At 68.1% G+C, this 21,471-nt stretch carries 19 protein-coding genes; 7 read left to right on the plus strand and 12 right to left on the minus strand.

Annotated elements, in window-relative coordinates:
* The first annotated feature begins 26 nt into the window (after window positions 1–26).
* Window positions 27–1,034: a tRNA dihydrouridine(20/20a) synthase DusA gene (gene dusA / locus AZL_RS05040; protein ID WP_012973575.1), complete on the plus strand. Its 1,008-nt coding sequence runs from the start codon at window positions 27–29 to the stop codon at window positions 1,032–1,034.
* 19 nt (window positions 1,035–1,053) lie between these two features.
* On the opposite strand, the gene AZL_RS05045 is transcribed toward dusA, so the two are convergent.
* Window positions 1,054–3,156 carry a methyl-accepting chemotaxis protein gene (locus AZL_RS05045; protein WP_012973576.1) on the minus strand — a complete coding sequence of 701 codons (2,103 nt, stop codon included), beginning with the start codon at window positions 3,154–3,156 and terminating at the stop codon, window positions 1,054–1,056.
* Between the two features lie 648 nt (window positions 3,157–3,804).
* On the opposite strand from AZL_RS05045, the gene thrC reads away from it, so the two are divergent.
* The 3 genes from thrC (at window position 3,805) to AZL_RS05060 (ending at window position 7,290) form a co-directional block, all read left to right on the plus strand.
* Window positions 3,805–5,226 (plus strand): threonine synthase, encoded by a 1,422-nt coding sequence (gene thrC, locus AZL_RS05050; protein ID WP_012973577.1) that lies wholly within the window; start codon window positions 3,805–3,807, stop codon window positions 5,224–5,226.
* The gene (locus tag AZL_RS05055; protein ID WP_012973578.1) at window positions 5,223–6,482 is read left to right on the plus strand and encodes a M16 family metallopeptidase; all 1,260 of its coding nucleotides are present in this window, start codon (window positions 5,223–5,225) and stop codon (window positions 6,480–6,482) included. The genes thrC and AZL_RS05055 overlap by 4 nt, the downstream gene beginning before the upstream one ends.
* Window positions 6,483–6,699: 217 nt before the next feature.
* A complete protein-coding gene (locus AZL_RS05060; protein ID WP_012973579.1) occupies window positions 6,700–7,290 on the plus strand; it encodes a GNAT family N-acetyltransferase in 591 nt (196 codons plus the stop codon).
* Window positions 7,291–7,328: 38 nt separating this feature from the next.
* Here AZL_RS05060 and AZL_RS05065 read toward each other — a convergent pair whose 3' ends face one another.
* The 5 genes from AZL_RS05065 to efp all read right to left on the minus strand — a co-directional run bounded on the left by AZL_RS05065 (window position 7,329) and on the right by efp (window position 12,375).
* The gene (locus AZL_RS05065; protein ID WP_012973580.1) at window positions 7,329–8,723 is read right to left on the minus strand and encodes a peptidoglycan -binding protein; all 1,395 of its coding nucleotides are present in this window, start codon (window positions 8,721–8,723) and stop codon (window positions 7,329–7,331) included.
* 22 nt (window positions 8,724–8,745) lie between these two features.
* Complete coding sequence (locus tag AZL_RS05070; RefSeq protein ID WP_012973581.1) at window positions 8,746–9,939, minus strand: hypothetical protein; 1,194 nt, start codon at window positions 9,937–9,939, stop codon at window positions 8,746–8,748.
* A gap of 48 nt (window positions 9,940–9,987) precedes the next feature.
* On the minus strand, window positions 9,988–10,794 hold the full coding sequence (locus AZL_RS05075) for an OmpA family protein (RefSeq protein ID WP_042442575.1): 807 nt from the start codon (window positions 10,792–10,794) through the stop codon (window positions 9,988–9,990).
* Window positions 10,795–10,913: 119 nt separating this feature from the next.
* Window positions 10,914–11,711 (minus strand): inositol monophosphatase family protein, encoded by a 798-nt coding sequence (locus AZL_RS05080; protein WP_012973583.1) that lies wholly within the window; start codon window positions 11,709–11,711, stop codon window positions 10,914–10,916.
* A 97-nt stretch (window positions 11,712–11,808) separates the two neighbouring features.
* Window positions 11,809–12,375: an elongation factor P gene (efp, locus tag AZL_RS05085; RefSeq protein ID WP_012973584.1), complete on the minus strand. Its 567-nt coding sequence runs from the start codon at window positions 12,373–12,375 to the stop codon at window positions 11,809–11,811.
* Window positions 12,376–12,732: 357 nt separating this feature from the next.
* On the opposite strand from efp, the gene epmA reads away from it, so the two are divergent.
* Window positions 12,733–13,800 carry an EF-P lysine aminoacylase EpmA gene (gene epmA / locus AZL_RS05090; RefSeq protein WP_042442577.1) on the plus strand — a complete coding sequence of 356 codons (1,068 nt, stop codon included), beginning with the start codon at window positions 12,733–12,735 and terminating at the stop codon, window positions 13,798–13,800.
* Window positions 13,801–13,851: 51 nt separating this feature from the next.
* Here the strand turns inward: epmA and AZL_RS05095 are convergent, their stop codons facing one another.
* The 6 genes from AZL_RS05095 to AZL_RS05120 form a co-directional block, all read right to left on the minus strand.
* The gene (locus tag AZL_RS05095; RefSeq protein ID WP_012973586.1) at window positions 13,852–15,183 is read right to left on the minus strand and encodes an OmpP1/FadL family transporter; all 1,332 of its coding nucleotides are present in this window, start codon (window positions 15,181–15,183) and stop codon (window positions 13,852–13,854) included.
* A 247-nt stretch (window positions 15,184–15,430) separates the two neighbouring features.
* Entirely contained in the window at window positions 15,431–16,237 is an 807-nt protein-coding gene (locus AZL_RS05100; RefSeq protein WP_012973587.1) for a TSUP family transporter, read from the minus strand.
* Between the two features lie 81 nt (window positions 16,238–16,318).
* The gene (thiE, locus tag AZL_RS05105; RefSeq protein ID WP_042442579.1) at window positions 16,319–16,993 is read right to left on the minus strand and encodes a thiamine phosphate synthase; all 675 of its coding nucleotides are present in this window, start codon (window positions 16,991–16,993) and stop codon (window positions 16,319–16,321) included.
* Between the two features lie 3 nt (window positions 16,994–16,996).
* Window positions 16,997–17,926: a class I fructose-bisphosphate aldolase gene (locus AZL_RS05110; protein WP_012973589.1), complete on the minus strand. Its 930-nt coding sequence runs from the start codon at window positions 17,924–17,926 to the stop codon at window positions 16,997–16,999.
* Between the two features lie 165 nt (window positions 17,927–18,091).
* Window positions 18,092–18,328, minus strand: coding sequence for a hypothetical protein (locus tag AZL_RS05115; protein ID WP_148219207.1), 237 nt, complete (start codon window positions 18,326–18,328; stop codon window positions 18,092–18,094).
* Between the two features lie 110 nt (window positions 18,329–18,438).
* Window positions 18,439–18,885: a hypothetical protein gene (locus tag AZL_RS05120; RefSeq protein ID WP_012973591.1), complete on the minus strand. Its 447-nt coding sequence runs from the start codon at window positions 18,883–18,885 to the stop codon at window positions 18,439–18,441.
* A gap of 124 nt (window positions 18,886–19,009) precedes the next feature.
* Here AZL_RS05120 and AZL_RS05125 point away from each other — a divergent pair, with 124 nt between their 5' ends.
* Window positions 19,010–19,417 carry a type II toxin-antitoxin system HicB family antitoxin gene (locus AZL_RS05125; RefSeq protein ID WP_247894284.1) on the plus strand — a complete coding sequence of 136 codons (408 nt, stop codon included), beginning with the start codon at window positions 19,010–19,012 and terminating at the stop codon, window positions 19,415–19,417.
* A gap of 147 nt (window positions 19,418–19,564) precedes the next feature.
* Window positions 19,565–21,253, plus strand: a complete 1,689-nt coding sequence (locus tag AZL_RS05130) for a methyl-accepting chemotaxis protein (protein ID WP_012973593.1) — start codon at window positions 19,565–19,567, stop codon at window positions 21,251–21,253.
* Window positions 21,254–21,471: the final 218 nt, after the last annotated feature.

Consider the following 21,471-nt stretch of genomic DNA (forward strand, 5'->3'; position numbering starts at 1 on the left):
TTTATGTTGATCGCACGGTAAGAACAATGTCAGCTATCCTCCTCAGCGTCGCCCCGATGATGGACTGGACCGACCGGCATTGCCGGTACTTCCACCGTCTGCTGTCGGCATCGACCCTGCTCTATACCGAGATGGTGACCACCGGCGCCGTGCTGCATGGCGACCGCGAGCGGCTGCTGGGGTTCGACGCGGCGGAGCATCCGGTGGCGCTGCAACTCGGCGGATCGGACCCGGCGGATCTCGCCGCCTGCGCCCGCATCGCCGAAGAGTGGGGCTATGACGAGGTGAACCTCAATGTCGGTTGCCCGAGCGATCGGGTGCAGTCCGGCCGCTTCGGCGCCTGCCTGATGGCGGAGCCCGATCTGGTGGCCCGTCTGGTCGGCGCCATGCGTGACGCCGTGGCGATCCCCGTTACCGTCAAGTCGCGCATCGCCATCGATGAGATGGAGGAGTGGCCGACGCTGGACCATTTCGTCCGCACCGTCTCCGCCGCCGGCTGCACCCACTTCATCGTGCATGCCCGCAAGGCCTGGCTGAAGGGGCTGAGCCCCAAGGAGAACCGCGACATCCCGCCGCTGCGCTACGACCTCGTCCACCGGCTGAAGGCGGAGAACCCGCATCTGACCATCGCCATCAATGGCGGGATCAGGACGCTGGACGAGGCCGAGGAGCATCTGGGCAAGGTCGACAGCGTGATGATCGGCCGCGCCGCCTACGAGACGCCCTATCTGCTGGCCGATGCCGACCGCCGCCTGACGGGTGGAGCGCCCGGTCCCGACCGCCATGCGGTGATCGCGGCCATGCTGCCCTTTATCGAGGCGCGGATGGCGCTCGGCACGCCGCTCTCCGCCATCACCCGCCATATGCTCGGACTGTTCCAGGGGTTGCCCGGCGCCCGTGCCTACCGCCGCCACATCGCCGAGAACGCCCACCGTCCCGGCGCCGGGCCGGAGGTGCTGGAGTGTGCCGCCGCCCTGGTGCGCCGGCGCGACGCGGACGAAACCGGCCAGGACGACGGCGAAGCCGCCGCCTGACCGGCTGGGCCGTTCGGCCTCAGACCGCGCGGACCGAGGCGATGAAGGTCATCACCTCGCCGCGCAGCTTTTCCGCCTCGCGGGCGAGGTCGTTCGACGCGCCGTGGACGTTCGACGCCGCCGATCCGGTTTCCGACACCGAACGGGTGACGCCGGCGATATTCGACGACACCTCGCCGGTGCCGCGGGCCGCTTCCATCACGTTGCTGGCGATGTCGCGGGTGGCGGCCCCCTGTTCCTCGATGGCGGCGGCGATGGTGGTGGTGATCTCGCTGATCTGGCCGATGGTCAGGCCGATGCCCTGGATCGCCGTCTGCGCCCCGGCGGTGGCCGACTGGATTTCCTTCACCTTCGCCTGAATCTCATCGGTCGCCCGCGCGGTCTGGGTGGCCAGCGCCTTGACTTCCGAGGCGACGACGGCGAAGCCCTTGCCGGCCTCGCCGGCGCGGGCGGCCTCGATGGTTGCGTTCAGGGCCAGCAGATTGGTCTGGCCGGCGATGGAGTTGATCAGGTCGACCACCGCGCCGATCTGGTGCGCCGTTTCGACCAGCGCCTGCATGCTGGCGTTGGTCTGGTCGGCCTGGGTCACCGCCTCGCCCGAGATGCGGGTGGAGGAGGAGACCTGACGGCCGATCTCGCGGATCGAGGCCGACAGCTCCTCCGTCGCCGAGGCCACCGTCTGCACATTGACGGAGGCCTGCTCCGCCGCCGCCGCCACCGTGGTCGCCATCTGGCTGGCGGTGTCGGCGTTGCTCGACATCACGCCGGCGGTGTTCTGCATGTCCTTGGCCGCGGCGGCGACCTGTTCGACGATGTGCATCGCCTGCCGGTCGAAGGCCTGGATCAGCGCCTCCAACTGGCTGGCGCGGCGTTCCTTCGCCGCCTGTTCGGCCGCCTGCTCGGCGGCCATGCGGTCCGCCGCGATCATGCTCTCCTTGAACACGGTGACGGCGGCGGCCATGCCGCCGATCTCGCAGCGGCGGTCCAGACCGGGGATGTCGATGCTCATGTCGCGGTCGGCCAGCCGGCGCATGGTGTCGGTCAGCCGGCGGATCGGCAGGGCGACACGGCGGTTGGCGACGGTCAGGCCGCCCGCCGTCAGGCCGGCGGTCAGCAGCAGAAGCAGCAGGGCGAACAGCGCGTCCATGCGGGCATTGTCGAGATCGCCCGCCGACTGGTCGACGATGCGGTCCACCGCGGCCAGCGCCACATCGACGATGTAGCCCTGGGTCGCGGTCTCCTCCGGCCGCAGCTTATCAAGCGGCACGGGGGAGGGCTTGCCGGACGCCAGCGCGGCCAGGATGGCCTTGCGCTGGTCGGCGAAGCTGCCCTCGAAATTGCCCTTGGCCTTCTGCATCGCGTTCAGGATGCTGGAATGGGTGCCGGGGCGGGCCGCCGATTCGGTCACCTGCGCCCAGGTCTGGGTGCCGCGGCCGAGATAGTCGGCGACGATCAGGTCGTCGTCCCGCGTCCAGCTCTGTCCGGTGCCGATGGCGTTCTGGATGCGGAAGGCCATGATGCCCAGGTTGAGCCGGGTGGCCCAGGCGGCGCGCTTGATCGTCAGCAGATTGCCGACCTCGGACGACGCCCCGCGGATGGTGGAGTCGAGCAGGTCGGTGGCCGCCGCCAGCGCGTCGAGGAACTCGTTCTGGGTCTTCAGCCAGCTGTCGGACAACCCCTTTTCGCGGGCCGACAGCGGCTTGCGCAGGGCCTCGTCGGTGGCCTTGCGCGCCTGTTCCAGCTTGTCGAAGCTGTTGCGCAGCCGATCGGCCACCGCCGGGACGCCGGGCAGTTCGGTGGTGGCGAGCGCCTTGGCGATGGCGCGGTACCCCTCGGACGAAATACGGCGCTGGCTTGCGATATCCTGTTCATCGCTGCCGCCCAGCGTCTTGTCGCTGCCCAGGGCCGGGCTGACCAGACCGCGCTCCAGCCGGGTGGCGAGCAGCGTCTTCAGCAGGTCCCGGCTGGTCACGGTCAGCGTCGCCACGCGGTCGGCGCTTCGGTAGCGCGACACCGCATCGACCAGCAGATAGGAATTCTGTGCGATCAGCAGCAGGCCAAGCGCAAGAGTCACCAGCCCGATCGTCGCGCGGATGGAAAGCGAGGACAGGAAGGATTTCATTATTCTTTTCCTTTGCAAAACAACATCAGCCTTGGTGTTATCCAACCCCAGTTTTGAAATTTCCGGCAATATGGTTTCGCAAAAATTAATCTCAGCAGAGATGCGGCAATTTCCCGCAACAAATCCATTCTCTGTTTCCGCTTGATAAAGTTGATGGTTTGCGAATCCTGAGGATTTTTGGTTGCCGTGATCCAATATTTATATAACATTGATTGGATACAATTCTTCTGCGGCGGATATTATTTCCCAGGAGGAATAAATCCGCCAGCTTCCGGGCAAGAGGATGAGCATGGGGTGCGCAGCCCTATTGAGCGGTGGGAGGGCGCTATTTCTTACATAAAGGAATGATGCGGGCGGAGTCTCTTCCTGGCGATTGCCGCGCTCATACCCCCCAGGGTGATCGCATTTGGCGACCCTCTCCCGCCCGTTCCGTTCTCCCCATGCTTCCCGGATCGCTCTCCGACGGCGGTGAACGGAGCGACAGCGTCGCGGATGCTGTTTCACGCTGCTCCAAGCCTTCCGGCCGCCCGGATCGGACGCGCGATCGGGCCTGTCCGGTTGGGGAATAGGCGCCGTGCGTCCCGCACCGCTTGCGTGCGGGCGGGGTCCTCGCTAACTATGCCGTCTTCATCGGACGGAGTGGAAACGGTGCGGTACGTCAGCACGCGGGGCGCGGCCCCGGTCCTGGGTTTTGAAGACGTCCTCCTGGCCGGGCTGGCGCGGGACGGCGGCCTCTATGTGCCGGAGAGCTGGCCGCAATTCACGGCCGACGATATCCGTGCCCTGCGCGGTCTGCCCTACAGCGAGATCGCCGTCCGGGTGATGCTGCCCTTCCTGGGCGGCTCGATCGCCGAGGACGAGTTTCGCGCCATCGTCCGCGACGCCTATGCCAGCTTCGACCATGCCGCGGTGACCCCGCTGGTGCAGGTCGATCCCACGACCTGGGTGCTGGAGCTGTTCCACGGCCCGACGCTGGCGTTCAAGGATGTGGCTCTGCAACTGCTTGGCCGTCTTTTCGACCATGTGCTGGCCAAGCGCGGGCAGCGGGTGACCATTGTCGGCGCCACCTCCGGCGATACCGGCTCCGCCGCCATCGAGGCCTGCCGCGACCGCCAGAACGTCGACATCTTCATCCTGCATCCCAAGGGCCGCACCTCCGAGGTGCAGCGCCGGCAGATGACCAGCGTGCTGTCGTCCAACGTCCACAACATCGCGCTGGACGGCACCTTCGACGATTGCCAGGATCTTGTTAAGGCCATGTTCAACGATGGCGCCTTCCGCGACCGGATGGGGCTGTCCGCGGTGAACTCGATCAACTGGGCCCGCATCATGGCCCAGATCGTCTATTACTTCACGGCGGCGGTGGCGCTCGGCGCCCCGGATCGCAAGGTCGCCTTCACCGTGCCGACCGGCAATTTCGGCAATGTCTATGCCGCCTACGGCGCCCGCGCCATGGGGTTGCCGGTGGAGACGCTGGTGGTCGGCTCCAACAGCAACGACATCCTGGCGCGCTTTTTCGCCAGCGGGAGCATGGTCGCGGCGCCCGTGGTGCCTACCTTGTCTCCCAGCATGGACATCCAGATTTCCTCCAACTTCGAACGGCTGCTGTTCGATCTACTCGACCGCGACGGCACCGCGGTGACGGCGGCGCTGAACCGCTTCCGCGCCGAAGGCAAGTTCACGGTGACGGACGCTCAGCTCGCCCGCGCGCTCGCCATCTTCTCCGGCCATCGGGTGGACGAGGCCGCCACCATGGCGACCATCGCCGACGTGTGGAAGGGCAGCCTCTATCTGCTCGACCCGCACACGGCGGTCGGCATCGGGGCGGCGAAGGCCGCGGTCGCCGCCGGCCGGGTCGATCCGACGGTCGCGATGGTGGTGCTCGCGACCGCCCATCCCGCCAAATTCCCCGACGCGGTGGAAAAGGCGACCGGCCGCCGGCCGGACCTGCCGCCGCGTCTGTCCGATCTTTATGTGCGCGAGGAGCGCCTGTCCGAGCTGCCGAACGATCTGTCGGCTGTCCAGGATTTCGTCGCCAAGCGCGCCCGCGCCGCCCAGGAGGCCGCATGAGTTCCATTCGTGTGACGACGTTGCCCAACGGGCTTCGCGTCGCGACCGACACCATGCCCGACGTGCAGTCCGTGTCTCTCGGCTGCTGGGTCGGGGTTGGCACCCGCAACGAGGCGGCGAGCGTCAATGGCGTCGCCCACCTCGTCGAGCATATGCTGTTCAAGGGCACCCGCCGCCGTTCCGCCTTCCGCATCTCGGAAGAGATCGAGAATGTCGGCGGGCAGCTGAACGCCTACACCACCCGCGAGCAGACCGCCTATTACGCCAAGGTCCTGCACGAGGATGCGCCGCTGGCGCTCGACATCCTCTCCGACATGATCCAGCATTCCACGCTGGACGCCGAGGAGCTGGTGCGCGAGCGGACGGTGGTGCTTCAGGAGATCGGCCAGAGCGCCGACACGCCGGACGACATCATCTTCGACCATTTCCAGGCCACCGCCTATCCGGGCCAGGCCATCGGCCGCCCGGTCCTGGGCTCGGCCGAGATCGTCGGCGCGCTGCCGCGCGAGGCGCTGGTCGACTATATCGCCGGCCATTACGGCGCCCCCGGCATGGTGCTGTCGGCCGCCGGCCGCATCGAGCATGAGCGGATGGTCGATCTCGCGATGAAGGCCTTCGGCGACCTGCCGAGCGCCGCGCCGCCCAAGCCGGAGCAGGCCCGCTACGCCGGCGGCGACTTCCGCGAGGACCGCGACCTGGAGCAGATGCACCTCGTGCTCGGCTTCGACGGGGTGGGGGTGCATGATCCCGACTTCTACGCCCATTCGGTGCTGTCCACCCTGCTGGGCGGCGGCATGTCGTCGCGCCTGTTCCAGGAGGTGCGCGAGAAGCGCGGGCTGGTCTATTCGATCTACACCTTCACCGGCGGCTACCATGATGGCGGCCTGTTCGGCGTCTATGCCGGCACCGGCGAGGACGAGGTGGCGGAACTGGTCCCCGTCGTCTGCGACGAGATCGCCAAGGTCGGCGTCGACGTGACGGAAGAGGAGGTCGCCCGCGCCCGCGCCCAATTGAAGGCCGGGACGTTGATGGCGCTGGAAAGCAGCATGTCGCGCTGCGAGCAGCTGGGCCAGCAGATGCTGATCTACGACCGTCCTGTTCCGGTGGAGGAGATCGTGGCCAAGATCGACGGTGTCGATCGCGACGCCGTGGTCAAGGCCGCCAGCCGCCTGCGCGCCAGCCGCCCGACCGTCGCGGCGCTCGGCCCGATCGCCAAGCTGGAAAGCTACGACCGTATCGCGGAGCGTCTCGCCTGACGATGGCGGCTGCGATGCCCCCTTCCTCCCGCGCTTGCGCATGGGTCCCTCCCTCCCCCGCTCTCAGCGGACCTTCGGTCCGCCTGTCGCGTCAGCACGAAGCTGGGCTTTGTGCGAGAGCTTCGCGGGAGAGGGTGGAGCTTGCGAGACTGCGGCAGTCCCCTCTCCCGCAAAGCGGGGGAGGGTTAGGGAGGGGGCCAGCGGCTCCCGCCCCGCGATGATCCGCCTCCTCGGCAGCGGCCTGATCAGCCCGCCCGCGGTCCGGCTCGACGGGCCGCACTGCTACATCAGGCCGCCCTTGCCGCGCGACTGGCGGGAATGGGCCGATCTTCGCGAGGCGTCGCGTGCCTTTCTGACGCCCTGGGAGCCGACTTGGCCGGCCGACGCCCTGACGCGGGCATCCTTCGCCCGGCGGCTGCGGCGGCAGGCGCAGGAATGGCGGGACGATATCGGCTACAGCTTCCTGATCTTCGACCGGGCGACCGACGCACTGGTTGGCGGGCTTGGCCTGACCAACATCCGGCGCGGCGTGGCGCAGATGGGCACGCTCGGCTATTGGGCCGGCCAGCCCTATGCCCGCAACGGCTATGTGTCGGGAGGCACCCGGCTTGCCCTGGAATTCGCCTTCGCACAGCTCGGCCTGCACCGGGTCGAGGCCGCCTGCCTGCCCACCAACCTGCCGAGCCGCGGGCTGCTGGAGAAGGTCGGCTTCAGCCACGAGGGCTATGCCCGCAGCTATCTGCGCATCGATGGCGCGTGGCGCGACCATGTTCTGTATGCCATCCTGCGCGAGGAGTGGCAGGCGTGATCCACGTTTCAGCCGATACCGCTTGAAACGATCACATCCTAGCGCTGGTCCAGCTTGATCTCGATGCGGCGGTTCTTCGCCAGCGCCTCGTCCGAGGTGCCGGGATCGATGGGCTGGAATTCGCCGAAGGCGGCGGCGGCGAGCCGCTCCGCCGGAATGCCCTGGTCGATCAGGAATTTCACCACCGACAGGGCGCGGGCCGATGACAGTTCCCAGTTGGAGGAGAACTGGAAGCGCACCGGCTTGATGTCGGTGTGGCCGTCCACCCGCAGGACCCAGTTGATGTCCGGCGGAATGACCTTGCCGATCTCGATCAGGGTGCGGGCGAGGTCGGCCAGCCGCTGCTTGCCGGCCTCCTCCAGCGTCGCCGAGCCGGACGGGAACAGCAGCTCGGACTGGAAGACGAAGCGGTCGCCGACGATGCGCACATCGGGCCGGTTGCCCAGCGCCTCCCGCACCCGGCCGAAGAATTCCGACTTGTAGCGGGCGAGGTCCTGGACCTTGGCGGCGAGCGCCTGATTGAGGCGGGCGCCCAACTCCGCGATCTGCACCTTCTGGTCGGCCGATGCCTTTTCCGACGCTTCCAGCGCAGCACCGATGCGGGCGAGCTGGTCGCGCAGCGCCAGCAATTGCTGGTTCAGCAGGTCGATCTGCTGCTTGCTTCTGGTGCCGGCGGCCTGCTCCCCGGTCAGCGAGGCCATCAGGTCGCGGATGCGCAGGTCGCGCTGGTCCAGATCCTTCTGCGCCTGCATGCGGTTGTCGGTCAGCTGCGTTTCCAGCGCCTTCAGCCGGATGTCGCGCTTGTCGATCTCCTTCTGCGCCAGCATCGTCTTTTCGGTGGCGGACGCAAGCTCCGATTCCAGCGACTTGGCGCGGTCGCGGGTGGCGCCGAGTTCGGAGAGAAGGGCCTGGCGCTGCCGTTCGGTCAGCTGGGTCGCCGACGCGGCGGCGGCCAGCTCGCCCTCCAGCTTCTGCCGGGCGTCGCGCAGCGCCTTGAGGTCGGCCTGAAGGCTGAGGATTTCCTTCAGCTTCAGCTCCAGCGTCTCGCGGTCGACGCGGACGTTGCGTTGAAGCTCCTCCAGCGTGCGGGCGGTGCGGTCGCGGTCCTCCTGGAGCTGGCTCACCTTGACCGACATGTCGTCGCGGGCGGTGACGGAGGTCTGCAACTCGGTCGAAAGCTGGGTGATGTTGACGCGCAGATCGGCGTTGGCGTCCCGCTCCATCGCCAGCAGGTCGTTCATCTCCGCGACCTTCTGGTTCAGGGCGGTCAACTGCTCGTCGCGGCCGGTCAGGGCGGTGGCGAGATAGAATTGCGCCACGACGAAGACCATCAGCAGGAAGATGACGACCATCACCAGGGACGACAGGGCGTCGACCCAGCCGGGCCAGGCGCTGGCGTCGCGGTGGCCGTTGCGGCGGCTGATGCTGGCCATGATTGCTCCCGGCGCTGGACGGTCAGCGCTGCTGTTGCTGGTCGGCTTCCTCGGCCAGCGCCGCGATGGTGCGGGCCAGCAGCTTGATCTCGCTGCGGATCTCCTGCACCGCCTGGACCCGGCCGTTGGCGGAATCCTCGACGATGCGGGCGAGATAGATGTCCATGTTGCGCAGATGCTGGCGCGAGGCGTCGTCGAAGCCGCCGCCGACCTCGGCCAGCCGGTCGAGCATGGCCTTCATGTCGAGCTGGCTTTCGCCCAGCCGCAGGAGAAGCTGCTGTTCGGCCCGCATATGGTCGGTCAGGCTCGACAGCCGCTCGGTCAGCGCCATCAGGTTGGCGTTGGCGGCGCGCCGGCCCTCCTCCGCCGTGGCGACGGTGCGCTGGAGCGAGTCGAGATTTTCGGCGGTCTGCTCCAGCAGGGCGGTCAGATAGGCCGAGGCGGCATGGTCGCCCGATTCGAGACCGCCGGCGGCGGCGCTCGACAGGCGGGTCGCGCTGGACAGCCAGTCCTCCAGATCCTGGAAGAAGCGGTTGTGGGCCTGGCTGGCCTGGAGTTCGAGGAAGCCCAGCACCAGCGATCCGGCCAGACCGAACAGCGAGGACGAGAAGGCGGTGCCCATGCCGACCAGCGGCGCCTCCAGCCCCTTTTGCAGATGGGAGAACATGGTGCCGACGTCGCCGCCCTGGACCGACAGGCTGCCGATGACGCCGCCAACGGATTGCACCGTGTGCAGCAGGCCCCAGAAGGTGCCGAGCAGGCCGAGGAAGATCAGCAGTCCGATCAGGTAGCGCGACAGCTCCCGCGATTCATCCAGACGCGAGGCGATGCCGTCGAGCAGCGAGCGCATCGACAGCGCCGACAGGGTCAGCCGGCCGCGCCGCTCACCCAGCATCCGCGCCATCGGCGCCAGCAGAACCGGCTCCTGGAGCGAAGCGGGGGGGATGCCGTTCTGGTATTGCTCCAGCCAGGCCACCTCCGGGCGGAGCATCAGGACCTGACGGAAGATGAAGGCGATGCCGGCCAGCAGCGTCGCCAGGATGACGCCGTTCAGCGGCGCGTTGTTGAGAAAGGCCGCGCGCAGGGCGGGGAACAGCAGACCGGCAACCGCGCCGACGACGACCAGGAACAGGATCATCCGGGTCAGGAACCGCTCCGGGCGTGTCATGGGGGCGGATATCTCCAGCGGTCGGGTCGTCGGGGTTGTGGCGGTCATGATGCTCCGAAGGCGTGTTCCGATCAGACCTCGCGCACGGGGTGGGCGCTATTCGTTCAGAAAGACCGCGTCGATGCGGTCCGGCTGATCGCCGCCGCCGTCCAGCCCCAGCGCGCGCACGTCGACGCGGGTGCTGCGGATGCCGAAGGCGCTCAGCCGCTCGCGCAGGGCGAGAGCCCGCGCCAACGCCCGCTGCCGTGCCTCGCGCGCCGTGTCGGGGGTGCCGCTGGCGTAGGAACGAAGCTGGAGTCTCGCGGTGCCGCTGGCGCGCAGCCGCTCGACGATCCGGTCGACCACGGGGTCCGCCGCATCCGGCAGATTGGTGGAGTCGGCCGGGAACACAAGGCTCAAAACGCTCGAAGGTGGCGGAGCGGCCACCGGAGGTGCCGCTTCCGGCGCCGGCGGCAGGGCCGCGGTGTCGGTGCGCGGCGCGAGGGGGAGCGGCTGACCGCTCGTCGGCGCGGTGGTCGGCGCGGTGGTCGGCCCGGCAGCCTGGGTTGCCGGCTGCCGCGATTGGGCCGGCGGTTGCGGTTGCGTCTGGGTCCGCGCGGTCGCCTTCGGAGCCGGCTGGGCCGGCCCCTCGGTCAGTTCCGGCACCGGGGGCGCATCCATCACCTGCGGTATGACGAGACGCGGCGGCGCCTTGACCGGCGGCGGCGTGCGCAGACCCGGACGCGCCGGGACGGGCAGGGGAACCGCGTTCTCCAGCGTCAGGCCGGCCGGAGCCATGGCGGAGCCGCTGGCCGCGCTGGTGGACGGGGTGGCCGCCGACAGGGCGGCCGGAGCGAGCGCCCAGACCGCGCATAGAGCGGCGGCGGCAAGATGTTTGCGGTCGGCGTGTCCCCAGCGGCCCAAAACGATGTGTCCCGTTAAACCTTTGTCCTGAAGACCATAGCCTATCGATCGGTCCGGTCCAACCGCTCATCCGCCCCGCCCCGCCGCCCGTCGGGACGGAGGGGCGGGGGAATGGCGGGTCAGCCCTTGGCGCTCTTCAGCAGGCGGGCGACCGGCACCTGGAGGTGGCTGTTGGCGGCGAGGACATTGCCGGTAAAGACCGGATTGCGCCCACCCTCGATCTCGCCGACGAAGCCGCCGGCCTCGGTGACCATCAGCACGCCGGCGGCGCAGTCCCACGGAGCCAGGCCGCGCTCCCAATAGGCGTCGAAGCGGCCGGCGGCGGTGTAGGCGAGGTCGAGCGACGCGGCGCCGAAGCGGCGGATGCCCGCGACCTCCTTCATCACCGCCTCCTGTTCCTTCAGGAAGGTGGCGTGGTCGCCGCGGCCCTTGAAGGGGATGCCGGTGGCCAGAACGCAATCCTCCAGCCGGCGGCGTTCGGAAACGCGGAGCCGGGTGTGGTTGACGAAGGCGCCGGCGCCCTTCTCGGTCCAGAACAGTTCGTCGGTGATCGGGGCGTAGATGACGCCGGCGACGATCTCGCCGTTGCGTTCGGCGCCGATCGAGATCGCCCAGTGCGGCAGGCCGTGCAGGAAGTTGGTGGTGCCGTCGAGCGGATCGACGATCCAGCGGGCGTCGGCGTCGCTGCCCTTCGACTCGCCGCTCTCCTCCATCAGGAAACCGAATTCGGGTCGCGCCTTCTGAAGTTCCTCGCGCAGGGTGCGTTCGGCCTTCAGGTCGGCGGCGGACACGAAGTCCGCGGGGCCCTTGCGCGACACCTGGAGGTGTTCGACCTCGCCGAAGTCGCGGACGAGACCGCGGGCGGCCTTCTCGGCGGCGCGGACCATGACGTTGATGAGAGCGGAGCGGGTGGCCATGGGAGTGGGTGTACCGTTTCGTGCAGGAACCAGAAAACAATACACCGGCCTCCGCGCCTGGCGAAGACCGGTGATGGCAGAACCGACCTGGGACCGATCAGTCCTTGGCGCGTTCGACATACTCGCCGCTGGCGGTGTCGACGACGACGCGGGTCCCGGCCTCGATGTGCGGCGGAACCAGGATCGACACGCCGTTCTCCAGCTTGGCCGGCTTGTAGGAGGAGGAGGCCGTCTGGCCCTTCACCACGGGGTCGGACTCGGTGATCAGCAGCGTGACCTTGCCGGGGATCTCGACGCCCAGCGGCGAGCCTTCATGGCTCTGCACCGTGACTTCCATGCCGTCCTGCAGGAAGACGGCCGGGTCGCCGATGATGTCGCGCGGGATGGCGACCTGCTCGAACGTTTCCTTGTCCATGAAGGTGAAGCTGTCACCTTCGGCGAAGAGGAAGGTCATCTCATGCTCGTCCAGGCGAGCGCGCTCAACGGTCTCCTGGGTGCGGAACCGCTCGATCGACTTGGTGCCGGTGCGAACGTCCTTCATTTCCAGCTGGATGAAGGCGCCGCCCTTGCCAGGCTGCACGATGGCGGTTTTGGTGATGACCCAGAGCTTTCCGTTGTGCTCCAGCACATGGCCGGGGCGCATCGTGTTGGCATTGACCTTCATGGCTTACTCATGACTTCCAGAAATACGGGCGGCGCGGACCCTACCAGCTTGACCGGCCATAGGCAACGGCGCGGAACGGTACCGGCGCAGGATCCCGCCGATTGACGGGAGATTCTTCGCTGAACCGGCCCGCGCTGTTTGGAACGGTTCCAGCAATGGGACGTTTGGAACGTATGAAACGTTTTTGACGACCCTGTTCAGTGTTCCATCCGTCCCGCCCGCGCGCGTCTTCCGCGTTGAGCCGAGATTACCACGGGCGGCCGCCGTGACCAATAGCGCCCCGGCTTGAGTAAGCCGGCCGGGGATGCTCTGATGCGCCCGCACCCCTTTCGACCGTCCATCACGAGCGCGCCCGTCATGTCCGCCCCGATCCGATCCGCCGAGCTTCCTCCCTGGCACCCCGAGGCGCTGGCCCGCCGCCGTCCCTTTCTGGCGGCGCGCGGCCGGGTGTTGACCGCCGTCCGCCGCGTGTTCGAGGAGCTGGCCTTCATCGAGGTCGACACGCCGGCCCTACAGGTGTCGCCGGGGATGGAGCCGCATCTCCAGGCCTTCGCCACCGAGCTGCGCGGGCCGCATCCCGACGACCGCCGGACGCTCTACCTGCACACCAGCCCGGAATTCGCCATGAAGAAGCTGCTGGTGGCCGGCGTGCCGCGGCTGTGGCAGCTGACCCATGCCTACCGCAACGGCGAGCGGTCGGGCACCCATGCGCCTGAATTCTCGATGCTGGAATGGTATCGTGCCGGCGATGGCTACCGCACCCTGATCGACGATTGCCGGGATTTGCTGCGCGCCGGCGCCGAGGCCGGTGGCCGGCGGCGTTTCGAGTTCCGCGGGATGAACTGCGATCCCTTCGCGGCCTGGCGGGTCCTGACCGTTCCGGACGCCTTTCACGAGTACGCCGGCATCGACCTGATGGCGACCTATGACGGCGGCCATGATCCCGACCCGGCGGCGCTGGCGGCGGAGGCGGCGCGCATCGGCGTCGCGCCGCATGAGGGCGACCGTTGGGAGGACATCGTCTTCCGCATCATGTTCGACCGGATCGAGCCGCATCTGGGCGAGGGCGTGCCCTGCGTGCTGACCGACTATCCGCTGTGCATGGCGGCGTTGTCGCGGCCCAAGCCCGAGGATCCGCGGCTGGCCGAACGGTTCGAGCTGTATGCCTGCGGCCTGGAACTGGCGAACGCCTTCGGTGAACTGACCGATGCGGCGGTGCAGCGCGCCCGCTTCGAGGCCGACATGGCGCTGAAGGAACGTCTCTACGGCGAGCGTTTCCCGGTGGACGAGGATTTCCTCGCAGCACTGGAGCATGGCATGCCGCAAAGCAGCGGCATCGCCCTGGGCTTCGACCGGCTGGCGATGCTGTGCAGCGGGGCCGGGAGCATCGATCAGGTGCTGTGGCTGCCGGTCGCGGGGGTGTGACGGGGGAGGGGGCCCCTCTCCCAGTGCGGGAGAGGGGGAGATCACGTCCAATCAGAAGGTGAATCTCGCCTGGAGGCCGATCAGGTCGATGCTGCTCTTGTAATCCACGTTCAGATTGCCGCGGCCGGCGCCGACTCCGGTCAGGTCGTCGGTGAGGGCGACCGAGGTCTTCGGGACGAAGACATGCGAATAGGCGGCGTCGACCCGCAGATTGTCGGTGACCTGATAGCCGGCGCCGGCCGACAGCCAGTAACGGTTCTGTTCCGGGATGCGCGGCGTGCGGTATTGGCCGTCGACGGACCCCTTGTCGAAGGCGACGCCGCCGCGCAGCGTCAGCTTGTCGGTCACCTTGTAGGAGGTGCCGAGCGCGTAATACCAGGTGTCCTTCCAACGCTCCTCGGTCACCGAGGTGAGCGCCGGGTTGGCGACGTTGACGCGCAGCTCGTGGAAGCGCGACCAGTTGGTCCATTGCACGTCCGCCATCACCGCCCAGCGGTCGCTCAGCTCGTGATACAGGCCGAGGGAGGCGATGTCCGGCGTGGTCAGGTCGGCGTTGGCGCTCTGGTTGGGCAGGGCGCCGGCCAATGCCGGCGGCAGGCCGGTGAAGGAGACGTTGCCGGTCAGCTTGTGCTTGACCGCCGAGCGGTAGGCGAGGCCGATGCGCGTGCCCTTCACCGGCTCGATCAGGGCGCCCAGCGTGAAGCCCCAGCCCCAATCGTCACCGGTCACGTCGCTCTTGACGTCGAGCGCGCCGGGACGGCCAAGGCGGCTGGCGCCGAAATCGGAGGCCTGCGACAGCTTGGCCTTGGCATATTGGATCTGCACGCCGCCGCCGAGCGTGATCATCGGGTTGATGCGATAGGACACCGACGGCGTGAAGTTGTAGGTGCGCAGATCCGAGCGGATGCCGTGATAGCGGCCGATCCAATTGTCGCCATAGTCGGTGACCAGACCCCAGGGGCCGTTGGCCGACAGGCCGAGCTTCAGGTCGTCGCTGATCGAATAGACGAAATAGCCCGCCGGGACGATCGCGTCCTGGGCGATGTCGCCCGGCGAGGCGTTGCCGGAGATCGCGGTGCCGCCCAGCCGCCGGGCGCGGGTGGCGCTGGCGCTGTCGACCTTCGACTTCACCATGACGCCGGTGGCGGTCTGCACCGCTTCGATCCCGGTCACCAGCCCCATGGTGGCCGGGTTGTAGAACATGGCGCTGGCATCGCCGTTGCCGCCCGCGGTCACACCCGCATAGGCGGTGCCCTGGCCCGACACGCTCTGCTCCTTCAACGCGAAGCCGGCGGCGAACGCCGTGGAGGCGGTCGCGATCGGCGCGGTCACCGCGATGGCGGCGGCGGTCAGCAGGCGGGTCCTGAGCGTCGTCGGAGTCATGGTTCCTTCCCCCAATTGTGTTATTGACGCAATGATACATAAATTGACGCTTACGTAAAGATCTCCGCGCTATTTTTTGTCAGGCGGACCATCAGTGTTGCTGATGAGTCGCGCCATGGGAAGACCGGGGGAATCCGACGGGCGGAAAAGCGAAAGGGCCGGAGACGAGGCTCCGACCCTTGTGGCGACTGGAAATCGAGCGCCCGCCGCGGCGGGACACCGGCTGGCGGCTGGCGGCTGGAAAGGGTCAGGCGATCCAGGCGGCGGCGGCGGTGAACAGCTCGCGCAGGATGTTATGTTCGTCGGTCCACACCAGCTTGGCGGTGATGACGATCGAGGCCACAACCAGCATGGGGCGCACGACTCGGGCGCCGTTGCGGATCACCATATGGGCGCCGGCCTGGGCGCCGATATATTGCGCGACCCCCATCAGCAGTCCGACCGTCCACAGCACATGGCCGCCGACGATGAAGAACAGCAGCGAGGCGACGTTGCTGGTCAGGTTCAGCACCTTGGTGTGGGCGGTCGCCTTGCGCAGATTGTGGCCGAGCAGCGAGACGAAGGCGATGGCGAAGAAGGTGCCGGTGCCCGGCCCGAAGAAGCCGTCATAAAAGCCGATGCCGGTGCCGACGCTCAGCGCGAAGGCATGCTCGCCGATGCGCTGATGGGCGTCGACGTCGCCGGCCTTGGGTGACAGCAGCAGATAGAGGGCGATGCCGATCAGCAGGATCGGGATGACGTCGCGCAGGAAGCTGGGGTCCAGCATCTGCACCAGGGTCGCTCCGGCGCCGGCGCCGACGAAGGTGCAGAGGATCATGGTCCGCATCGAGCCGGGATGGACCTCGCCGCGCCGGACGAATTTCACCGTCGCCGACAGCGATCCGAAGCTGGATTGCAGTTTGCCGGTCGCCAACGCCTCGGCGGGGGACAGGCCGGCCGCCAGCAGTGCCGGGATGGTCAGCAGGCCGCCGCCGCCGGCGATGGAATCGACGAAGCCGGCCAGCAGGCCGACGGCGAACAGGATGCCCAGCGATTCGGGCGTCAGAAGATCCATGATCTGGAGGAAATCCGCTTGAGCGCCGCTGACCGGCAGGGCCGGCCATTGTGGCGGCCGACGGGGCCGGCATAGATACAGTCAGCCGGCCGACCCGACAAGCACGGCGTCGATGGCGGCGTTCAGCGCCCGGACCCCGGCCCCCGGCCCCTGGGGATGGCCCCAGACGGCGTTGACCACGGCGAGGAAATCCGCCCCGGCGGCGACCAGCGGCGCGCAGTTGTCGGCGGTGATGCCGCCGATGGCGACGCAGGGGACCTCCATCAGCTCCGACCACCAGCTCAGCAGCTCCGGCTCCGCCTTGTATTCGGCGGTCTTGGTGGTGGTGGGGAAGAAGGCGCCGAAGGCGACATAGTCCGCCCCCTCCTCGCCGGCGATCATGGCGAGATGGCGGCTGTCATGGCAGGTGACGCCGACGATGGCGTCGTTGCCCATGATCTTGCGGGCATCGCGATAGGGCGTGTCGGTTTGGCCGACATGGACACCGTCGCAGCCGGCTTCCCGCGCCAGGCGCGGATGGTCGTTCAGGATGAAGGCGACGTCCCGCTCCTGCGCGATCGGGCGCAGCAGGTCGCAGGCGCGACGGATGTCGTCCTCCGGGCGGTCCTTGAGGCGGAGCTGCACGCAGGCGACGTCGCCGGCGTCCAGCGCCTCCGCCAGAAGCGGCGCGAACGCCGCCGGCTCCAGGGCCGGCGGCGTCACGAGGTACAGTCGGCAGGCGGCAGATTCCACCCGCGTCGGCTTTCCCTTGGCCAAGTGTTACTCCCGGCCCTGGTAGATCTTCATGATCCGGTCGAGCAGCTTGAGGGCCTCCTCGCGCGGGCGCTGGAAGGCGTTGCGGCCGATGATCGAGCCGTTGCCGCCGCCGTCGCGGATGGCGCGGGCGTCCTCGAACACCGCATCCTCGCCCTTGGTGGCGCCGCCGGAGAAGACCACGACGCGGCGGCCGTTGAAGGCGCACTGCATGATGTGCTTCACCCGCTCCGCCTGGGTGGCGATCGGGATGTTCTTCGACTCGTAGACCTTCTTGGCCTCGGCCTGCTCAAGGAAGGCGGTCGGCAGCTTCACCTTGATGATGTGGGCGCCGAGCAGCGCCGCCATGTGCGCGCCATAGCCGATCACGTCGATGCCCAGCTCGCCGTCCTTGGTGACGGCGCCGCCGCGCGGGTAGGACCACAGCACGGTGGCCAGCCCGTAGGACTTCGCCTCCTTCGACAGCTCGCGGAATTCCTCGTACTGGTTGTACATGGCTTCCGAGCCGGGATAGATGGTGAAGCCGATGGCCGATGCGCCCAGGCGCAAGGCGTCCTGGATCGAGGCGGTGACGGCCTGGTCGGCGTTTTCCTTCTGGGTGGACAGCGAGTTGGCGCTGTTCATCTTGAGGATCAGCGGGATCGAGCCGGCGAAGGTGCCGGCACCGGCCTCCAGCGAGCCCAGGGGAGCGGCGTAGGCGTTGCAGCCCGCGTCGATGGCCAGCTGGTAATGGTAGTGCGGGTCGTAGCCGGCATCGTTCGGGCCGAAGCTGCGGGCCGGACCATGCTCGAAGCCTTGGTCGACCGGCAGGATCACCAGCTTGCCGGTACCGCCGAGCTTGCCTTCCATCAGGATGCGGGCGAGATTCGCCTTGGTGCCGGGATTGTCGCTCTCGTAGTTGGCGAGAATGTCTTTGACGCGGCGCGTGAGCTTCATTGTGGCTCTTCCCCTGGGGCATTCTTGAATGGCGCCGTCTTAGCCCGTATTCGCCCGTTTTGCAACGGCGGGAGGGGCATAAAGCGGCCATTTGCCACGCCTGAACGGCCTAGGGCCTGCGGTCGGGGGGGCCTCGTCAGGGCGGGGAAGCCCCGTCCCAAGGGGTTACGGCAGAAGGGACGCGACCAGGCTGTAGAGCCCGTATCCGGCCCCGCCCAGCACCGCCCAGGCCGCCGCGGTGAGCCCGACCCAGACGGCGATCAGCCGCAGGCCGCGCATCTTCTCAGGTGCGGGGGCGGGATGCCGCCCCGTCCGGTCGGGGTGCCGGGCGCCGGTGGATTGCCCCGTCCGGTGCGGCCGCGCGATCGCCTGGTCCGGCGTGGTCAGGGAGGTCATGCTCATGGGCGGCTCGTCCGGCATCGGGGGGTAGGGGATGTGTCACAAAATTATCCTAAGGTGAGGTTACACCACCTTCGCGCGGCGAGCCTGTGCGAAAAAGCGGTAGTCCCGTTCTAACCATCGCCCCGTGCCAGCCAGTCGCGGCAAAGCGCCTCGACCGGCCCGGGCCCGTGGGAGCCGTCGCCTCCGGCATCGGCAAGAGGGGAGAGATCGAGCAGCGGCGGGCGGACGGTCAGCAGCCTGGCGCCTCCGGTCTCGGCGATCGCCGCCAGCCGCCGCGCCGCCTCCGGCCGGCCGCTGAACAGCAGGCCCGGCACGCCGGCGGCCAGCGCCGCCTGCGCCTCGCCCGCGCGGTCGCCGCAGTCGAGCAGGCCGGTCACCTCCAGCGTGGGATGGGCGCGCCGCACCCGGTCCATCAGTCCGAGCAGCCAGAGCGCTCCACCCGCCGGCGGCGCCATCAGGACGAGTTCCGTTCCGGTCGACTCGGCGGCGGCGGCAGCGGCCAGCGCGTCGGCGAGGCCGCGAACCAGGATCGGACGGAAAGGCGGGGGAACGGTCATTGGCGGCGCCGGAGCGGGATCGGGTGCCCAGTGTATCCGGGATGCTCCCAGGGCTCCACCACCGGGCCGGTCGGGAGAATTGAGGCAGGTCAAACCCTGCCAAGGCCGTCCGGGAGTATGGTCGATGACGGCGGCGCTGACGCGCTGGCGCCCGTTTCATTGGACGACCTCCCCCTGGAATGCCGAGATGATGGAATACAAGGGTTACAAGGCCCAGATCGACTTCGACAACGAGGCGGGCGTCTTCGTCGGCGAAGTCATCAACACCCATGACGGCATCACCTTCACCGGCCGGTCCGTGGATGAATTGCGGGAGTCCTTCCGGCGGGCGGTGGACGATTATCTCGACCTGTCCTGCGACATGGGGGGCGAGGGCGAGCAGCCATTTTCCGGACGGCTCGCCATCCGCGTCAATCCGATCCTGCACCGGGCGGTGGCCGACTGCGCCGCGCGGGAGGGCAAGAGCGTGTCGGCCTGGATCGCCGAATGCTTGGGCCGCGCCGCCGGGGTGACGACCGTGAAGGCGGGGTGACGAGCCGGCAGGTGGCGACCCTGATTGCTCGTCAGCGAGAATAAATACAAAGATGCCCAGAGGCCTTTTGGCTTAACCTTTTTGGTCGCACTGTGATGGATCGGAAGCGGCGGTCGCGGACCGGCCCATGCATCGAAGGGATGTCCCATGAGTGGTCTGAAGGTTACCTTGAGGGCGAAGCTGTGGGGCTTGGTCGCCATGGCCGGCCTGGTATCGATCGCTCTGGCGTCGGGCGCCCTGTGGCTCAACCAGCGCAGTCTGCTGGAGGACCGCAAGGACATGTTGCGGGCCATCATCGACACGGCCCATGGGCTCGCCTCGGGCTATGAGGCCGAGGTGAAGGCGGGGCGCCTGACGCGCGAACAGGCGTTCGCGCGCTTCAAGGCCAATCTCGACACGATGTTCTACAATGGCAAGGACTACATCTTCGTCCTGAACACCGAGTACCGCACGGTGATCCAGCCCGCCCGTGCGGATTCCGTCGGCAAGGACATGAGCGGCGCCAAGGATGTGAACGGCGTCTTCTTCTCCCGCGAGCTGGTCGATTCGGCCCGCCGCGGCGGTGGCGATTTCGTCGATTACATGTTCCCAAAGCCGGGGTCCGACGTTCCGGTCGCGAAGCTGGGCTATTCGAAGCTGTTCGAGCCGTGGCAGCTCGTGCTGTGCACCGGCGTCTATATCGACGATCTCGCCGTCAAGTTCCGGAACAGTCTTTGGACGATGGTGGCCATCGTCGCCGGACTGGCGCTGCCGGTGGTGGTCATGATCGCCCTGGTGGGGCATTCGATCAGCCGGCGCATCCTCCGGCTGTCCGGGGTCATGCGGAGCCTGGCCATGGGCGACTTGGCGCTGGAGGTTCCGGAAACCGGCCGGGCGGACGAGCTGGGCGACATGAGCCGCGCGGTTCAGGTCTTCAAGGAGAACGCGGTGGACCGCCAGAGGCTGGCGGCGGAACAGGTGGAGGCCGACCGTCGCGCCGAGGCCGAGAAACGGCATACGCTTGACCGCATGGCCGAGCGTTTCGAAGGGACCGTCGGCGGAATGATCCGGTCCGTCACCAGCACCACCGAGGAACTGGGCCGCAAGGTGCGGGCGATGTCGGAAGCGGCCGAACAGACCAACCATCTGGCCGGCGTCGTCGCCACCGCCAGCGACGGCACCGCCGCCAACGTCCAGACCGTCGCCGCCGCCTCGCAGCAGTTGAGCGCGTCGATCCTCGAGATCGGCCGGCAGGTCTCGGACGCCAGCCGCGTCGCCACCGAAGCGGTCGGCATGGCCCAGCAGGCGAACGGCCGCATCGGCAACCTCGCCGACGCGGTGGACAAGATCGGCGCCGTCGTCGGGCTGATCAACTCCATCGCCGGCCAGACCAACCTGCTGGCCTTGAACGCCACCATCGAAGCCGCCCGCGCCGGCGAGGCCGGCAAGGGCTTCGCCGTGGTGGCCAGCGAGGTGAAGCAGCTCGCCAATCAGACCGCCAAGGCGACCGACGAGATCGGCGGACAGATGAGCGCGATCCAGGCGGTGACCGGTCAGGCGGTGACGGAGATCCAGAATGTCGCCACGGTGATCGAACGCCTGAGCGCCATCGCCACCGCCATCTCCGCCGCGGTCGAGCAGCAGAACGCCGCCACCGCCGAGATCGCCCGCTCGGTCCAGCAGGCCGCCGCCGGCACCGGCGAGGTGTCGACCAGCATTTCCGGGGTCACCGCCGCCTCGGACCAGAGCGGCCGCACCGCCCGCGAACTGGTGGAGGCGCTGGGCAAGCTGTCGGAGGCCGCCACCGGGCTGAACAGCCAGGTCGGCGATTTCCTGGCGACGGTGCGGGCGGCCTGATCGATCCATCTCCGGCCATCTCCGGCCATGAAAAAGGGCGCCTTCCGGTGGGAAGGCGCCCTTTTCTCCGCCGAAGCGGAGCTTACTTGGCGTTCGCCGTGGCGACGGCGGTGTCGCTCATGCGGTTGGAGAAGCCTCACTCGTTGTCGTACCAGGTCATGATGCGGACGAAGTTGCCGCAGGTTGAGTGACGACCGTGAAGGTGGATGACTTCACTA

It is taken from the genome of Azospirillum sp. B510, from assembly GCF_000010725.1.
GTDB classification, from domain to species: domain Bacteria; phylum Pseudomonadota; class Alphaproteobacteria; order Azospirillales; family Azospirillaceae; genus Azospirillum; species Azospirillum lipoferum_B.

Bases quoted from the DNA above. Each gene is read 5' to 3' on its own strand.
- AZL_RS05055 (WP_012973578.1), top strand. From the start codon at position 5,223: ATGAGTTCCATTCGTGTGACGACGTTGCCCAACGGGCTTCGCGTCGCG.
- AZL_RS05045 (WP_012973576.1), bottom strand. From the start codon at position 3,156: ATGAAATCCTTCCTGTCCTCGCTTTCCATCCGCGCGACGATCGGGCTG.
- AZL_RS05125 (WP_247894284.1), top strand. From the start codon at position 19,010: ATGACGGCGGCGCTGACGCGCTGGCGCCCGTTTCATTGGACGACCTCC.
- AZL_RS05095 (WP_012973586.1), bottom strand. From the start codon at position 15,183: ATGACTCCGACGACGCTCAGGACCCGCCTGCTGACCGCCGCCGCCATC.
- AZL_RS05110 (WP_012973589.1), bottom strand. From the start codon at position 17,926: ATGAAGCTCACGCGCCGCGTCAAAGACATTCTCGCCAACTACGAGAGC.
- AZL_RS05070 (WP_012973581.1), bottom strand. From the start codon at position 9,939: ATGACCGCCACAACCCCGACGACCCGACCGCTGGAGATATCCGCCCCC.
- AZL_RS05100 (WP_012973587.1), bottom strand. From the start codon at position 16,237: ATGGATCTTCTGACGCCCGAATCGCTGGGCATCCTGTTCGCCGTCGGC.
- efp (WP_012973584.1), bottom strand. From the start codon at position 12,375: ATGAAGGTCAATGCCAACACGATGCGCCCCGGCCATGTGCTGGAGCAC.
- AZL_RS05120 (WP_012973591.1), bottom strand. From the start codon at position 18,885: ATGACCGTTCCCCCGCCTTTCCGTCCGATCCTGGTTCGCGGCCTCGCC.
- dusA (WP_012973575.1), top strand. From the start codon at position 27: ATGTCAGCTATCCTCCTCAGCGTCGCCCCGATGATGGACTGGACCGAC.
- AZL_RS05080 (WP_012973583.1), bottom strand. From the start codon at position 11,711: ATGGCCACCCGCTCCGCTCTCATCAACGTCATGGTCCGCGCCGCCGAG.
- epmA (WP_042442577.1), top strand. From the start codon at position 12,733: ATGTCCGCCCCGATCCGATCCGCCGAGCTTCCTCCCTGGCACCCCGAG.
- AZL_RS05065 (WP_012973580.1), bottom strand. From the start codon at position 8,723: ATGGCCAGCATCAGCCGCCGCAACGGCCACCGCGACGCCAGCGCCTGG.
- AZL_RS05060 (WP_012973579.1), top strand. From the start codon at position 6,700: ATGATCCGCCTCCTCGGCAGCGGCCTGATCAGCCCGCCCGCGGTCCGG.
- AZL_RS05130 (WP_012973593.1), top strand. From the start codon at position 19,565: ATGAGTGGTCTGAAGGTTACCTTGAGGGCGAAGCTGTGGGGCTTGGTC.
- AZL_RS05115 (WP_148219207.1), bottom strand. From the start codon at position 18,328: ATGAGCATGACCTCCCTGACCACGCCGGACCAGGCGATCGCGCGGCCG.